The 13,539-nt window shown below is 69.4% G+C and carries 13 protein-coding genes; 3 read left to right on the forward strand and 10 right to left on the reverse strand.

The genetic code is table 11. The annotated features are described in order from the left end of the window. Positions 1-7: 7 nt before the first annotated feature. From ACYVK3_RS19120 to ACYVK3_RS19135, 4 genes are all read right to left on the reverse strand, one after another. Positions 8-1,513: a multicopper oxidase family protein gene (locus tag ACYVK3_RS19120; protein WP_460498926.1), complete on the reverse strand. Its 1,506-nt coding sequence runs from the start codon at positions 1,511-1,513 to the stop codon at positions 8-10. A 49-nt stretch (positions 1,514-1,562) separates the two neighbouring features. Continuing rightward, on the reverse strand, positions 1,563-2,513 hold the full coding sequence (locus ACYVK3_RS19125; protein WP_460498927.1) for an NAD-dependent epimerase/dehydratase family protein: 951 nt from the start codon (positions 2,511-2,513) through the stop codon (positions 1,563-1,565). Between the two features lie 336 nt (positions 2,514-2,849). Next, entirely contained in the window at positions 2,850-3,431 is a 582-nt protein-coding gene (locus ACYVK3_RS19130) for a TetR/AcrR family transcriptional regulator (RefSeq protein ID WP_460498928.1), read from the reverse strand. Between the two features lie 83 nt (positions 3,432-3,514). Further along, a complete protein-coding gene (locus tag ACYVK3_RS19135; protein ID WP_460498929.1) occupies positions 3,515-4,447 on the reverse strand; it encodes an NADP-dependent oxidoreductase in 933 nt (310 codons plus the stop codon). A 131-nt stretch (positions 4,448-4,578) separates the two neighbouring features. On the opposite strand from ACYVK3_RS19135, the gene ACYVK3_RS19140 reads away from it, so the two are divergent. Further along, a complete protein-coding gene (locus ACYVK3_RS19140) occupies positions 4,579-5,094 on the forward strand; it encodes a MarR family winged helix-turn-helix transcriptional regulator (RefSeq protein ID WP_460498930.1) in 516 nt (171 codons plus the stop codon). A gap of 31 nt (positions 5,095-5,125) precedes the next feature. Here the strand turns inward: ACYVK3_RS19140 and ACYVK3_RS19145 are convergent, their stop codons facing one another. From ACYVK3_RS19145 to ACYVK3_RS19155, 3 genes are all read right to left on the reverse strand, one after another. Continuing rightward, the gene (locus tag ACYVK3_RS19145) at positions 5,126-6,181 is read right to left on the reverse strand and encodes a serine hydrolase domain-containing protein (protein ID WP_460498931.1); all 1,056 of its coding nucleotides are present in this window, start codon (positions 6,179-6,181) and stop codon (positions 5,126-5,128) included. Then, complete coding sequence (locus ACYVK3_RS19150; RefSeq protein WP_460498932.1) at positions 6,178-6,711, reverse strand: PadR family transcriptional regulator; 534 nt, start codon at positions 6,709-6,711, stop codon at positions 6,178-6,180. The genes ACYVK3_RS19145 and ACYVK3_RS19150 overlap by 4 nt, the downstream gene beginning before the upstream one ends. 184 nt (positions 6,712-6,895) lie before the next feature. After that, the gene (locus ACYVK3_RS19155) at positions 6,896-7,342 is read right to left on the reverse strand and encodes a DUF805 domain-containing protein (protein WP_460498933.1); all 447 of its coding nucleotides are present in this window, start codon (positions 7,340-7,342) and stop codon (positions 6,896-6,898) included. 765 nt (positions 7,343-8,107) lie between these two features. On the opposite strand from ACYVK3_RS19155, the gene ACYVK3_RS19160 reads away from it, so the two are divergent. Beyond that, entirely contained in the window at positions 8,108-9,406 is a 1,299-nt protein-coding gene (locus ACYVK3_RS19160) for a hypothetical protein (RefSeq protein WP_460498934.1), read from the forward strand. A gap of 174 nt (positions 9,407-9,580) precedes the next feature. After that, positions 9,581-10,780: a cellulose binding domain-containing protein gene (locus ACYVK3_RS19165; RefSeq protein WP_460498935.1), complete on the forward strand. Its 1,200-nt coding sequence runs from the start codon at positions 9,581-9,583 to the stop codon at positions 10,778-10,780. Between the two features lie 144 nt (positions 10,781-10,924). On the opposite strand, the gene ACYVK3_RS19170 is transcribed toward ACYVK3_RS19165, so the two are convergent. The 3 genes from ACYVK3_RS19170 to ACYVK3_RS19180 form a co-directional block, all read right to left on the reverse strand. Then, positions 10,925-11,791, reverse strand: coding sequence for an alpha/beta fold hydrolase (locus ACYVK3_RS19170; protein WP_460498936.1), 867 nt, complete (start codon positions 11,789-11,791; stop codon positions 10,925-10,927). An 85-nt stretch (positions 11,792-11,876) separates the two neighbouring features. After that, positions 11,877-12,503 (reverse strand): glyoxalase, encoded by a 627-nt coding sequence (locus ACYVK3_RS19175; protein ID WP_460498937.1) that lies wholly within the window; start codon positions 12,501-12,503, stop codon positions 11,877-11,879. 39 nt (positions 12,504-12,542) lie between these two features. Next, complete coding sequence (locus ACYVK3_RS19180; protein WP_460498938.1) at positions 12,543-13,451, reverse strand: LysR family transcriptional regulator; 909 nt, start codon at positions 13,449-13,451, stop codon at positions 12,543-12,545. Positions 13,452-13,539: the final 88 nt, after the last annotated feature.

Consider the following 13,539-nt stretch of genomic DNA (forward strand, 5'->3'; position numbering starts at 1 on the left):
GTTCGGCTCATGAGTGATCGTGTGCGGCTCCTGCCTGGGGGACTTCCCCGATCGACTCGCCTTCGCCGAGGACCACGAACTGGCCCATCATGCCCTCGTCCTCGTGCGACAGCAGGTGGCAGTGGTACATGTACGGCACGTTCGGGTCGGTGTACTCGCTGAAGCGCATCGCCAAGCGGTACCGCCGCTCGGGGACCAGCAGGACGGTGTCCTTCCAGCCGCTCAGGTGCGGCGGCGGGAGCTCGCCGTCGACCGTCAGGACCTGGAACTGGACGTCGTGGACGTGGAAGTTGTGGATGAAGCCGTTGCCGTTGCTCACCTCCCACACCTCCACCGCGCCCTCGCGGACACCGAAGTCGATGCGGTCCATCGCCATCGCCATGCCGTTGATCTCGTCGGACTCGAGCAGGAAGGAGCGCTCCTCGGTCGCCTCGGCGACGTCCAGATCCGGTGCGGTCCCCATCGCCGCCGGGATCCGCGTCTCGTCGCGCAAGGTGTCCGCGGCACGGAACTGGACGATGTCGAGCCGGTCGTCGAAGCCGTCGAAGCGCCCCAACATGCCTCCGAACTCGGAGGGGTAGGAGCGCAGCTCGACGGTCTCGCCGGGCTCGAAGGCCACGACGATCTCGGCGCGCTCGCCCGGCGAGAGGTACAGACGGTCGCTCTCCCACGCCTCGGGCAGCAGCCCGCCGTCGGTGGCGATCAGCGAGAAGCGCCGGTCGTCGGAGAACCCGAAGTGGTACAGCCGCGCGTTGGAGCCGTTGAGCAGGCGCAGCCGCACCAGCCGGGTCGTGACGTCGAAGTAGGGGCCGCGGGTGCCGTTGACGAGGATCTCGTCGCCGATCGATCCCGACGAACCCGCGATCGAACTCGATTGCTCGAACTGGTTGTCGCCGTCGAACTTGCGGTCCTGCACGATCATCGGGACGTCGTCCACGCCGTACTCGTCCGGGAGGTCGAGCGCGGCGGACTCCTCGTCGTCGACGATGAACAGGCCCGTCAGCCCCCGGTAGACGTGGTCGGCGGTCCGGCCGTGCGGGTGCGGGTGGTACCACAGCGTCGCCGCCCGCTGGGAGAGCGACCACTGCGGCGTCCAGGTCTCGCCCGGAGCGACGGCCTGGTGGGGGCCGCCGTCCATCACGGCCGGCAGGTGCATGCCGTGCCAGTGGAGCGAGGTCGCCTGGTCGAGGCTGTTGTGGACCGCGAAGGCGACCTCCTCGCCGCGCCCCGCGCGGATCGTCGGCCCCAGGTAGGCGCCGTTGACGCCCCAGGTGTCGGTGGCCCCTCCGTCGAGGAACCGGGTCTGACCGGCCTGGATGTCGAGCTCGAACACCCGGCTTCCCGTGGCGTCGATCCGCGACTCGGCCAGCGGCGGGATGCCGAGGGCCTTGTCGAAGTCGACCTTTCCGGCGGTGTCCAGTTTCGAGCCGGCGAACCAGGCGGCGTAGGCGCCGCCGCCACCGAGGGCGAACGCCCCGCTGATGCCGAGTGTCAGTGCGGTACGACGCTTCATGCGAACCATCTCGTTTCACAGCGCTCGGCGAGCGGATGGCGGAACCGGGTCATGACCGACCTCCGCTCAGGAGGAGCCGGTACCACTCGAGCGTGGCCGCGAGGGCCTCGCTCCACGGTGTCGGCCGGACGCCGAAGGCGGTCTCGAAGTCGGCCGAGACCATGTTCTGGGGGATGCGGTGCTGGTAGAACATCTCCTGGTACTCGGCCATGACCTGCTCGTCGAACGGTCCGAACGGGGTCGGCTCGGTGAGCGTCTCGATGGCGAGCGGCTGTCCGGTGAGCTCCTCGACGAGGGCGTGGACGGCCTTGGTGGACGTCGCGGGGTTGGTCGGCAGGTGCCAGACGCGGCCGTCACCGCTCGGGTCGGTGCCGAGCGTGGCGAGGCCGCGGGCGACGTCGCCGATATAGGTGTAGGAGTGCGGCAGGTCCGTGTCGCCCAGGGCCAGCGCTGGGCCGCCGGTGAGCGCGGCGGGGAAGAACGCCCCGCCGAGGGTGGAGGCGAGCACGCCGGGCCCGAAGAAGTCGGCCGAGCGTCCCAGCGCCACCGGTGTCTCGCCGGCCTCGTGGGCCTTGAGGTAGCGCCGGTCCAGGTCGATGCGGAGCCTGCCCTTGCGGGTGGTCGCGGCCCACGGTGTCCGTTCGGTGATGGCCTCGCCCTCGGCTTCGCCGTAGGGGTAGAGGGTGTCGAGCACGACCAGGCGGGCGCCGTGGCGGGCGGTCGCGGCGAGCACCGCCTCGGCGATGCCCGGCAGGAGCGCCACCTGCAGGTGATAGGCGACGTTGACCGCGTGGTAGACGACCGTGGCGCCCTCGGTGGCGGCGATGGCCGCCTCGGGGGTCGACAGGTCGGCCTGGACGGTCTCGACGCGGTCGTCGGTGTCGGCGATCGGGCTGCGGGAGACATGGCGGACGGCCAGGTCCCGCCCGGCGAGTTCGGTGGCGAGCGCGGTGCCGGCCGGGCCGGCGCCGAGGACGACGTGGAGCGGTCGCGCGGTCATTTCGGTGATGCCTTTCCCAGTGGTGTCGGTGGTGGTGTGGTGTGGCGCGGTCATTCCCAGAGGCCGATCATGAAGACGGCGGCGAGGACGAGGACGACGAGCGCGGTGGTCCACAGGACCCGCTCGGTGCGCCGGTGTGCAGCGGGGACGAATCGCATGGCGATCTCCTTAATGAGTGGTTGTTCACTCACTTTGATGGTCGAAAAAGAGGCCGCCGATACGGGCGGCTCGGGCGGTGCTAGTTCCAGGACGTGAACATGACGATGTCCAGGGCCAGTATCAGCGCGATGATCAGCCAAGGGCTGATGCGGTCGAGTGCGGTCTCGGCGCGGTCGGTCACGGTCGGGTCCTCCTTTCCGGGTTCGAGTGGCGGATGCCTTCGGTCAGCACGTGCGCCCAGGCCTCGTCGACCTCGAAGGCGTCGACCGTGGTGAGCAGGTGGCACAGCTGGCCGAAGGCCATGAAGCTCTGGACGGCCGGGCCGTCGGCGCGCGAGCGCGCGGCGGCGAAATTCGTGATGTCGGCGATGCCTCGGCGCACCGCCGTGGCGATCTCCGGCTCGGCGATGGCCGCCTGAGCGTGGACCTGCAGCGCCAGCAGGTCGCGGTCGGCGATCAGCTCGGCGTAGGCCGCGCCCATCGCATCGAGCACGCCCCGCGGGGAGGCATCGTCGGCGGTTTCGGCGCCGCGCTCCAAGGAGGCGATGATGCGCCGGTAGCACTCCTCGAGAGCGGCCACGAACAGTCGCGTCTTGGAGGAGAACAGCTTCGAGACGTACGCGGGTGAGATCCCCGCCACCTCCGCGACCTTCGCGATGGGGACCGTGTGGAAGCCGCCGTCGGCGAACGCCGTGATCGCGGCGGAGACGACCGCCTCCCGGCGGTCCTCGGCGGTGGAGAGAACTCGTGCTGCTGCCATGTGAATGACTGTACACTCACTCTTTCCGTGCCGCAACCCCCGCCTCCGGCTCAAGGCCGAGATGGGGGTCGCGGCGGGTCGCATCAGGGGATGAGCACGGTCTTGCCGGCGAGCCGACCGGTGAGGGCCGAGTCGTGGACCTCGGCCAGCTCCGAGAGCGGCCGCCGTTCGGCGACGTCGATCCGAACCTCGCCGCCGTCGACGCCGGACACCAGCTCGGCGAGCTGGGCGGCGTCGCTGCGGACGAAGACCCGCACCGTCCGCACGCCGCGCCCGGCGTCATCAGGGCCGGGAGTGGTGGTGCTGACGAAGGACCCGCCGTCGGCGACCAGGTCCACCAGCCGCGCGGTCGCCTCGGGATCGGTGCGCACCAGGTTCAGCACGACGTCGAACCGCCGCCCCGAGAGCGCCTGGGGCACGGGCGTCGCGGTGTAGTCGACGATGGTTTGCGCACCGTACGAACGGACCTTGTCGACGCTGCGCGCACTGGCCGTCGCGGTCACGCTCGCGCCCGCCCGTGCCGCGAGCTGGACCGCGTAGCCGCCGACGGCCCCACCGGCACCGTTGATCAGCACACGCTGCCCCGCTTGAAGGTTCGCGTGGTCGAAGAGCGACTGCCGGGCCGTCAGCGCCACCGACGGCAGCGCCGCGGCGTCCACCAGATCGGCCTCGCGCGGGGCGGCGGCCAGCAGTTCGGCGGGAGCCGCGACGTACTCGGCGGCTCCGCCCGGTGCGTCGGCCGGGAGGAACGCGATCACCCGGTCGCCGACGCTCCAGCCGCTCACGCCTGCGCCGAGCTCGACGATGACGCCCGCGACGTCGTAGTTCGGCGTGTGCGGGAACTCGACCGGGAACACCTCCCGCATCTGTCCCGCGCGGATCGCGAGATCCAGCGGGCTGAACGCACTGGCGGCCACCTGGAGCACCACCTGACCCGCGCTCGCCGTCGGCCGGTCCGCCTCTTCGTGGACCAGGACGTCGCTGTCGCCGTATGCGTGGTAACGAACTGCCTTCATGATGCCTCCTCCGTTGTTGCTTCGAATTCGAAGCATGAAGCGACGATAACCTGCTTCGAATTCGAAGCGCTAGTGTTCTCGCGGTGATGCTCGGCACAATGCTTTGCATTCGAAACAGGTAGGATTCGGGGATGTCCCCATCCCGGCCGCACGACGACCAGGCGCTCGACCCGCGGCAGTTGGGCGCCTATTTCGCGCTCATGGAGGCGACGAGCCTGCTCCAGCACGAGGTGGAGCAGCATTTGCGGGCCGAAGGCGGCCTGAGCACCGTGCAGTTCCAGCTGTTGGCAGGCCTCAACGCCGCCGACGGGCGGGCGACCATGACGCAGTTGGCCGACGGGGTCGTCTACAGCCGCAGCGGCCTGACGTACCAGGTCGGTCTGCTGGAGAAGGCCGGGCTCGTGACCCGCGGCCCCAGCCCCGACGACGAGCGCTCCACACTGGTCAGCATCACCGACGAGGGCCGGGCCCTGCTCGAGCGCGTCCTGCCCGGCCACGTCCGTGTCGTCCGCGGTCAATTGTTCGAACCGCTGTCCGACCGGGACCTGGATCGCTTGGGCGAGATCATGTCCCGGGTGCGCGACCACATGCGCGCCAAGCCGCCGCGCTCCGCGGCCCCCCGCAAGCGCCGCGACCCCGCGCCCTAGCGCCGGACGACCCGACGGAGCGGGGCGCCGCTCAGCGCAGCTGAGCGACGAGCCGCAGCATCAGCGGATAAGGGAGCCTGCGGGAACGCATCTGGTTGACGGTGCCCGCGAGGTAGAGATCCCGTTCGGGGACGTGGTAGAGGACGCTCCCGAAGGCGCCGGAGTGGCCGATCATCTCCGGGATCGGGGCGAAGGGCGACTGCCAGCGGGGAAGCTTGAACCGCATGATGCCGATGCCGTAGTCGATGGGGTCCAGGCGCGAGAACACCGGATTCCAGCGGGCGGTCATCTCGCTCAGGTACCGCGCGGGAAACAGCTCGCCTCCGATGAAGGCGCGGAGGAACCGCACCTGGTCGGTCGCGGTCGACACCATCGCGCCGTCGGGACGGAACGAGGCGACCGACTTCGGGACGCGCAGCGGTGTGCGACCGTGCAGGACCGTCGCGACCTCGCCGTAGCGATCCAGCGTTTTCGGGGTGAACAGCCACGTGTCGCGCAGGCCGAGCGGCTCGATGATCCGATGGCGGACGGCGTCTTCGTAGCCGCCGGGCGCGAGCGTCTCGATGATGCGCCCGAGCAGCTGGTAGTTGGTGTCGCCGTACTGCGCTCGCCCTGGTGCCGAGGGGGCGAATCGGCTCGGTACGCGCCTCGCCATCTCGATGAAGTCCTCGAAGGTCCAGGCGGCGTCGGTGCGGAGCATGTCGTCCAGGAAGGTCGTTCCGTCGGTGCGCTGCTGCTCGAAATAGTCCGGTATCCCGGACGTCTGCGCCAGCAGTTCGCGCACGGTGACGGCCGGGCCGTGATCGTGGCCGTCGCGCACGTTCAGGCCGCGCATCGCGTCCTCGCCGAGCAGCTCCGCGGCCCGTGTGTCGAGCGCCAGGGCGCCCTCGTCGCGGAGCTGCATGATGATCGCGACGGTGTACAGCTTGGTGATGCTGGCGATGAAGTACGGCCGAGCGGTGTCCCCGTACCGCCAGGTGAATCCGGTGGACGGCTGCTCGACCGCGAAGCTCATCGCCGAGACCGCGGGCTTGGCGGCGTATCGGGCCGCGATGTGATCGAGCTTGGCCGAGAGGGGCGCCGTCATGGCATGATCCGTTCGAGTCGTCGTTCGGTGGCATCCAGCCAGTCGAGCTCGGTCTTGGCGTGAGCGATGCCGCAGGCGAGTGTGGCCAGGCGCAGTACATGCCCGAGCTCCTCGGCCCCCTTCGCCGGAACGGCGATCGCCTCCAAGGCGGCCAGTTGCCCGCTCACCGCTTCCCGGCGGGTGCGCAGCAGTGCTCGTATCTCGTCGGCCGGCAGCCGGTCGGCGAAGAACAGCCGTGCCAGGAACGGCTCTCGTGCCGGGGGCGCCTGCAGCGGCGAGGCGAGCCATCGGTCCAGTTCGGCCAGTCCGCGATCGGTCGGGGCGTGCAGGTGCATGTTGGGCCGCTCGTCCTGGACCACCGTGCGGCGGGAGGCCAGGCCGTCGTCCACCAGTCCGGCGAGCGTTCGGTAGATCTGCGACTGGTCCGCCGTCCAGAAGTGCCCGATGCTCTCGTCGATGGTCTTCTTCAGCTCGTAGCCGCTCATCGGCTGAATGGACAGGATCCCGAGGACGGCGTAGCGGAGCGACATGTGTAAATGGTAGCGCACATATATGTGCTGTCATATATGGGTAAGGGCAGGTGTGCCTCCTCGCGGAGCGCGGCTGCCGCGGCGTGGAGCTCGACGAGGGCATGGCGGACGAGCGCGGCGAGTGTCTTCCGATCGACCGGGGCCCAGTCCAGGGCGGGGACTCCTCCGAGTCCCCGCCCTCGGACTAATAAACGCCCTGCTGTCCCTGGGGATACGGGACGGCGTATTGGGGATGAGCGGGCACGGGTTTGGGGCTGGGCCCGTATTGATTGTCGTGCGGCTGGCCCTCTTCGACCGTGAACACCAGCAGCACGATGCCGCCGATGCCGAACGGAATGAGGACCATGAGGTACCACCAGCCCGAGCGCCCCGTGTCGTGGAGGCGCCGGACGACTACCGCGATGGTGGGGACGACGGTGGCGAGATAGTAGAGGATCACAGGGATGACGGGGAGCGCCGAGAGGCCACTGCCGTCCGTCTGGGCGGCGATCGTCACGGCTCCCGCGACGGCGATCACGCACAGGAGGAAGACGGCGAGCGCGTGGAAGAGCACGAACATCCAGTACTCCTTGCGACGCGCACGCCCGCTGAAGCCCGCGTAGTTCTTGAGCACCGCCAGATACCAGTGCAATGTCGGTCCTTTCAGATGCCGGTGTGTTGACGGGCGCCCCTCCTCAAGGGGTGCCTCCGTCATTCTGGCGGGTGGTTGCTCGCCTGCTCCCCCCGACGCCGGGAAGCAGGTCGCCGCGCCGGTCACCCTGACCGACGCGGGTGCTGATCGGCCCTCCGTGGCCGCCTCCACGTCTGAAGGCGCGACACCGCGGCACAGCGCTCGTTTCGAATATCGGAAGTGATGGCGTGAAAGGTCACCGGGCGGATGGAGGTTCATCAGGGGCTCCGGGGAGCGGTGATCCCCGAACCTGATCGGCAGCTCGGGTAGCCACGAGACCCTCTACCACCGAACTCACCTCCACAATTCCGCCTCACGGGTCACAACTGCTCGGACTCGAAACGAGTGCATAGGCAAGTGTCACTTTCCTGACAGTGATTGTGGCATTCATGCAACGGCTGCTGTGCAATTGGAACAGTGCGCGTTCGGCGCCATTCACTCTTTCGGGCACTGGCCTCCGGAAATATCGATCGTCGACATCCCTTGGGCACCAGGAAAAGTGGCTTCGTATCGAAAATGCCTGGTGGCTCGCGGCACCATAAGTCGATCGAATTTATGTTAGTCAATCCTTGGTTGCGGCGCGTGCATGGCCCTGCGATGATGAATGACTCGAATACATCTGTCGTGCAATGGCGCACCGGATTCATTCCGTCCGACTTTTCGAATGAGTACCCGCTCGTCGACTCGGGAGTGGCGGACCGGATTCCTCATCCCTGGAGGTGCGTGATGCTGAAGCGACGATGGCCGACTGAGGAAGAGCTCGACCACAGCCTCCTGCTCGCGGCCAAATGGATCCGGCGCCACCAGATTCCGAACGAGCCTTTCTGGCCGGTGATGGCCGGGGGCTCGGAGGCGTCGCTCTGGGGCGGCACCGTCGACGCCGTCTGCGCCATCGTCGCCCTTCGCGGATGTGGGGCGAAGGTGTCGGCGCCCCTCGGTGACATCGACCTGCACGCCACCGCCCGGTGGATCAGGAGCCGACAGCGCAAGGACGGCTCCTTCGACAGCGGCGAGTTCGGCTTCGCCGGCGCCGAATCCACCGCATGGGCGCTCATCGCCTTGCACGCGGCCTCGGCCGGAGCGAAGAACCGACCGGTCACCGTCGGCCTGTCGTTCCTGGAATCGTGCGTCGATCAGCGCAACGGATCCGTCTCATCGGTCCCCGGCGACACCGAGCCCTCGCGCGCCATGCCGTGCGCCCTGACGCTGTGGGCCTTCGCGCTCTGGGGCCACCGGGAAGACCTCAGGGACAAGATCGTCTCGTACCTGCTGCGTTCCCAGGACGGCGAGAGCCACGGCTGGGGCGTCACCGGCTTCGCCCGCCCGAACCCGTCCACCACCGCTCAGGTGATCGTCGCCTTCCAAGCCGCGGGGGTGCCGCCCGAAGGGTTCGAGCTGGCCGTCGAGTACCTGGTGGGGCAGCAGCGTGACAGCGGCCGGTGGCCCAACAGCATCGACGAATGGAGCGCCCCGGCGGACCGGTCCTCACTGCAGCTCGCCAACAAGTGCACCAACTGCGGGACGGCGTGGGGCCTGCTCGCCCTCGCCCGGATGGAGGACCACCGCTCCCGCTCGGCGTGCCTGCTCGCCGTGCACCACCTGCTCGAACGGCAGTCGGCCTCCGGATCGAACGACGTCCGCGGCTCGTGGGTCCTGTGGGACGACGGTGCGCAGCGGCATGTATGGCTGACCGGTCAGATCGTCGCGGCGCTGGGCGCATGGCGCGCGGGGCTGCCGCGCAAGGGCATCCGCAGAGGAGGCATGCGAGCCACCAACGCTCTGCTGCGAGTCGTCGACTTCGCCCTCGACCGTGCTCCGTGGATCTTGGTCATCGGCCTCCTCGTCGCCGTCGTCGCCCTGTCGTCCGACAGCTCGGAAACGGGGATCGCGAACTGGCTTGTCGGCGACAGCGCCGCATTCCGGCAGAAGCTGCTCACCTCGGGTCTGACGGCGGCGGTGATCGGGGCGGTCTCGTGGGTCTCCAGCGGGATCCGGAACTGGTGGTCGAACCGCAAGCGACGCTGAGGCCACGGCGAAGCGGTCGGCTCACCGAGTCGTTTGCCCGAGCTTTCCCGATTTGGTCTGTAAGGGCGTCATATGTCCGTGAGGCCCCATGAGTCATAATATTTACGTTCATAAATATGTATGCCTATGCCCGTGGACGCGTAGCGGCGGCGCGGGCGCGAAGGAGGTTGTCGCATGGAGGACATGCACGCTCGAAGACGGCGCCGGAGCATCGGCGCCGTCGCCTCGGCGACGGTGGCCCTGGCCGCCGGGGCACTGGCGGTGGTGGCGGCGAGCCCGGCGCACGCCGTCACCTGCGATTCGGTCCGGTACGAGGTCGTCGGCGACTGGGGGACCGCCCATCAGGCCAAGCTCACGCTCATCGGTCCGGACGGCGGCCTCAACGGCTGGACCGTCGAGTTCGATCTGCCAGACGGGGCCGACGTCCAAAGCGCCTGGAACCTGGACTGGAGCCAGTCGGGGCGGCACTTCACCGGCTCGGACGTGGGCTGGAACGGCACCGTCGCGGCCGGCGAGGAGCGGGAGGTCGCCGGGCTGGTCGTCGGCGGCCCCGCCTTCGCGATCGGGGAGTTCCTCCTCAACGGCGAGCGCTGCGGGGAGCCCGCGGAGCCCGACACGACCACTCCTTTGACCGAGACGCCGAGCGACGAGCCGAGCGAGACGCCGAGCGAGGACCCGAGCGAGACGGCCCCGCCGGACGGGAGCTGTCCGGCCGGCGCGGTCTGCGACGGCTTCGAGGACCAGACCGGCGCCACTCCGGGCGGTGACTGGACCGTCGGTGCCGAGAACTGCACCGGGACCGGAACGGCGACCGTGGACGACACGTTCGCGCACGGCGGCTCCACCTCGATCCGCATCGACGGCGGCGGCAACTACTGCAACCACATCTTCATCGGCCGCGAGCTGCCCGCCGACGCCGAGTGGTTCCGCCTCTACGTCGACCACACCACCGCCCAGCCGCAGAACCACACCACGATGGTCGCGATGGGCGACGCGAACGACGGCGACCGCGATCTGCGCCTGGGCGGCCAGAACGGCGCCCTGCAGTGGAACCGCGAGTCCGACGACGCGACGCTCCCGGCCCAGAGCCCGGCAGGCGTGGCGCTGAGCCGGCCCCTGCCGGTCGATAGCTGGACCTGCGTCGAGTTCCATGTCGCGGGCGGCGAACTGCGGACCTGGATCGACGGGGATCTCGTCGAAGGCCTGGTCGTCGACGGCGTCCCCGATCACGACATCGACGAGCAGTGGCTGTCCCGCTCGGACTGGCACCCGTCGCTGACGGACCTGCGGCTCGGCTGGGAGTCCTACGGCTCCGAAACCGACACCCTCTGGTACGACGACGTCGCCTTCGGCACCGAGCGCATCGGCTGCTGACCCGCCGGGCCCGCTCGGTCCAGGGGATCGAGCGGGCCGGTGCCATATCGCGGCCGCGTCGGCTCCCGCATCACCGGGCGGTTGCGGGACGAGGCGCGAAAGCCCGGCTCGCACTCCTGGCCGATCAAGAACGGCAAGGAGGCGTCAGCCGGCGAGGACCTTGCGCAGCGTGGCGGCGAAGGCGTCGGGCTCCCCGGTCTGGCCGTACTCGCCACCGAGGAAACCGCCGTGGTCGCTCGGGAACGTGGCCGGGTCCGTACCGAGTCGTGCCGCGACGGCCCGCGCGGCGCGTGCCGCCGTCTCCTGACCGGATGCAGCGCCGACGCCGACCACGATCCGGGTCGAGGCGGCCCGGAGCGCGGCGAAATCGTGCCGGTAGGAATTGCACGCGACGATGTTCTGCCCGAGCAGGGGATCGTCGCGGGAACCGTCGTCCTCGGTCGGCAGCCCGAAGTCGGCGGGATTCGGTCCGGGGCTGTCGACGAATTCGGACGTGAACGGGCCCTGATGGGTGACCAGCGCGATGAACTTCGCCATCGCCGGGCCGAAGCCCGAGCTCAGGTACGTCCGTCGGATGTCCTCGCACACGGCCAGCACCGCTTCGCGGTCGGGCAGTTCCTGGGCGGCGGGCGGCTCGTGCGCGACCAGGGTGCGCACCTGCTCGGGATGGCGGGCGACCAGGGCGAGCGCGTTCACCGCGCCGCCGCTGCTGGCGAAGAGGTCGACCGGGCCGGCACCGATGGCCGAGATCAGCCGGTGCAGGTCGTCGGCATGCTCATCGGGCGTGGTCTCGGCGGCGCCGTCCGTGCGCTTGCTGCGCTCGGCCCCGCGCGGGTCGTAGGTGACCACCGTGCGGTCGGCGAAGTGACCGGCCAGCGTGGTGAACCCGGGCGCGGCCATCGGCGAGCCGATGAGCAGCAAGGGCGGCTCGGAGCCGGTGCCGCACTCGCGAATGTCGTAGTACAGTACGGCGCCGGGTGCTTCCAGGGTGTGCGTCTGCGGCGCGATCATGGCGTCTCCTCCGTCGGCGTTCGAGTTTCGATTGTGCAGACGAGGCCAGACGCTCGGATTCATCGCCGCGCGGCCACGGCCCGGCTCAGCTGCCGTCCGCGTTCGCGGCGGGCTCCCATTCGAACCGGTCCGGGTCGGTGAAGGCTTCGGTGCCGCCGTGGACGACGAGCCGGTGCGAGCCGGTGCCGACGGCTTTGACGCCGACGAGCTTGGTGATGCCCTTCTGCGGGTAGAGCGCCAGCGACGTCGCGCCCGGCGTGGCCTCGAACTCGGTGTACTTCTTGCCGTAGCTCTTCGCGACGGTGAGGCCGTGGTCGACGTAGAACCGCTTGCTCTCGGGCATGTCCGACACCCCGAGCATGAGCACGATCGAATCGACCTTCCGGGTCGCAGGGCCGGTGTCCTTCTTCTGCGAGGTCACGATCTGCCAGACGGTCCCGTCGGGGGCCTCGACGACGACGCCGTATCCCCAGAGCGATTTCGCGGCCGGCTTCAGCACGGTGGCTCCGGCCTCGACGGCCGTGTCGAAGAAGCTGTCGACGTTGGCCGGCCCCGACACGCTGAGCGACAGGGTGAACCCGCGGAAGCCGCTCGTCGGCGCGTCGGAGGCCCGCAGACCGATCGCATCGTCGAGATCGAACGCGGCGGTATAGAAACGGCGGGCGGCCTCGACGTCGGCCACTTCGAGCGTGATGGATTCGATGTTGGTCATGCGCACCACGCTAAATGCGGGACGGCGGTTCGGGCTTCTCTATTCCTGATCGTTCGGGCTTCGGTCCGCTCCCAGGTAGGCGGTCGCCAGTTCACCGAAGGTCTCCAACAGCCGGTTCGCGTCGCCCGCCCTGGTCACGAGCGCGACATGGCTCGGCTCGACATCGCGCAGCGGGACCGTCGTCAGGTCGCTGCGGAAACCCTCCGAGCGCACGCCTCCGGAGACGATCGCGATGGCCTGGCCCGAGGCGATGACCTCGAACTTGTCCTCGATCGCCTCGATGAAGGGGCCGTCCGGCGCCCGGCTCCCGTCGGGGCGCGGGTCGATGCGCCAGTACGCGTCCCAGTCCGGATCGGGCAGTCGCGGCAGCGGCTCGTGGGCGATGTCGCCGAGACGCACCGACTCCTTGCCGGCCAGGCGGTGATCGAGGGGCAGCAGCACGGCCCGCGGCTCCTCGTACAGCGTCGTCACGTCGAGCTGGTCGCCGCGGATCGGCAGGCGGACCACCGCCGCGTCCACCCGGTGGTCGAGCAGCGCCGCCCGAGGCTCGTTCCAGGCCAGGTGCACGGCGTTGACCTCGGCGTCGGGATACCGGCGCCGCAGCTCCCGCACGGCGGAGGTGACGATGATGCCGCTCATGTAGCCCACGGTGATGCGGCTCGCCACGGCGGAGCGCGCCGCTGCCACGGCCCCCGCCGCCGAGCGCAGGAGCGCCTCCGCGCGCGGCAGGAACGCCTCGCCTGCATCGGTGAGTTCGCATCCCTGCGGCGTGCGATGCAGTAGGCGGGCGCCGAGCTGCTGTTCGAGCTTGCGGATCTGGCGGCTCAGCGAGGGCTGGTTGACGTAGAGCTCCGCGGCCGCGCGGCCGAAATGCCGGTGCTGGACGACCTTGGTGAAGTACCGGACGAGTCGCAGGTCCAGATCGGGTGCCGTGCCTGAGTCGCTCACCTCGCGAGCGTAGCTCGCACAGCGCCTTTGACCAGCGATCATGCCCGAAACGTATGGCGTGTTGCGAAACAGGCCTTGGACGGGCGCG

Source organism: Glycomyces tarimensis (assembly GCF_054776215.1).

What these genes read in the sequence shown, in the direction of transcription:
- ACYVK3_RS19120 (WP_460498926.1), bottom strand. Translation starts at nt 1,513, where the DNA reads ATGAAGCGTCGTACCGCACTGACACTCGGCATCAGCGGGGCGTTCGCC.
- ACYVK3_RS19125 (WP_460498927.1), bottom strand. Translation starts at nt 2,513, where the DNA reads ATGACCGCGCGACCGCTCCACGTCGTCCTCGGCGCCGGCCCGGCCGGC.
- ACYVK3_RS19130 (WP_460498928.1), bottom strand. Translation starts at nt 3,431, where the DNA reads ATGGCAGCAGCACGAGTTCTCTCCACCGCCGAGGACCGCCGGGAGGCG.
- ACYVK3_RS19135 (WP_460498929.1), bottom strand. Translation starts at nt 4,447, where the DNA reads ATGAAGGCAGTTCGTTACCACGCATACGGCGACAGCGACGTCCTGGTC.
- ACYVK3_RS19140 (WP_460498930.1), top strand. Translation starts at nt 4,579, where the DNA reads ATGTCCCCATCCCGGCCGCACGACGACCAGGCGCTCGACCCGCGGCAG.
- ACYVK3_RS19145 (WP_460498931.1), bottom strand. Translation starts at nt 6,181, where the DNA reads ATGACGGCGCCCCTCTCGGCCAAGCTCGATCACATCGCGGCCCGATAC.
- ACYVK3_RS19150 (WP_460498932.1), bottom strand. Translation starts at nt 6,711, where the DNA reads ATGTCGCTCCGCTACGCCGTCCTCGGGATCCTGTCCATTCAGCCGATG.
- ACYVK3_RS19160 (WP_460498934.1), top strand. Translation starts at nt 8,108, where the DNA reads ATGCTGAAGCGACGATGGCCGACTGAGGAAGAGCTCGACCACAGCCTC.
- ACYVK3_RS19165 (WP_460498935.1), top strand. Translation starts at nt 9,581, where the DNA reads ATGGAGGACATGCACGCTCGAAGACGGCGCCGGAGCATCGGCGCCGTC.
- ACYVK3_RS19170 (WP_460498936.1), bottom strand. Translation starts at nt 11,791, where the DNA reads ATGATCGCGCCGCAGACGCACACCCTGGAAGCACCCGGCGCCGTACTG.
- ACYVK3_RS19175 (WP_460498937.1), bottom strand. Translation starts at nt 12,503, where the DNA reads ATGACCAACATCGAATCCATCACGCTCGAAGTGGCCGACGTCGAGGCC.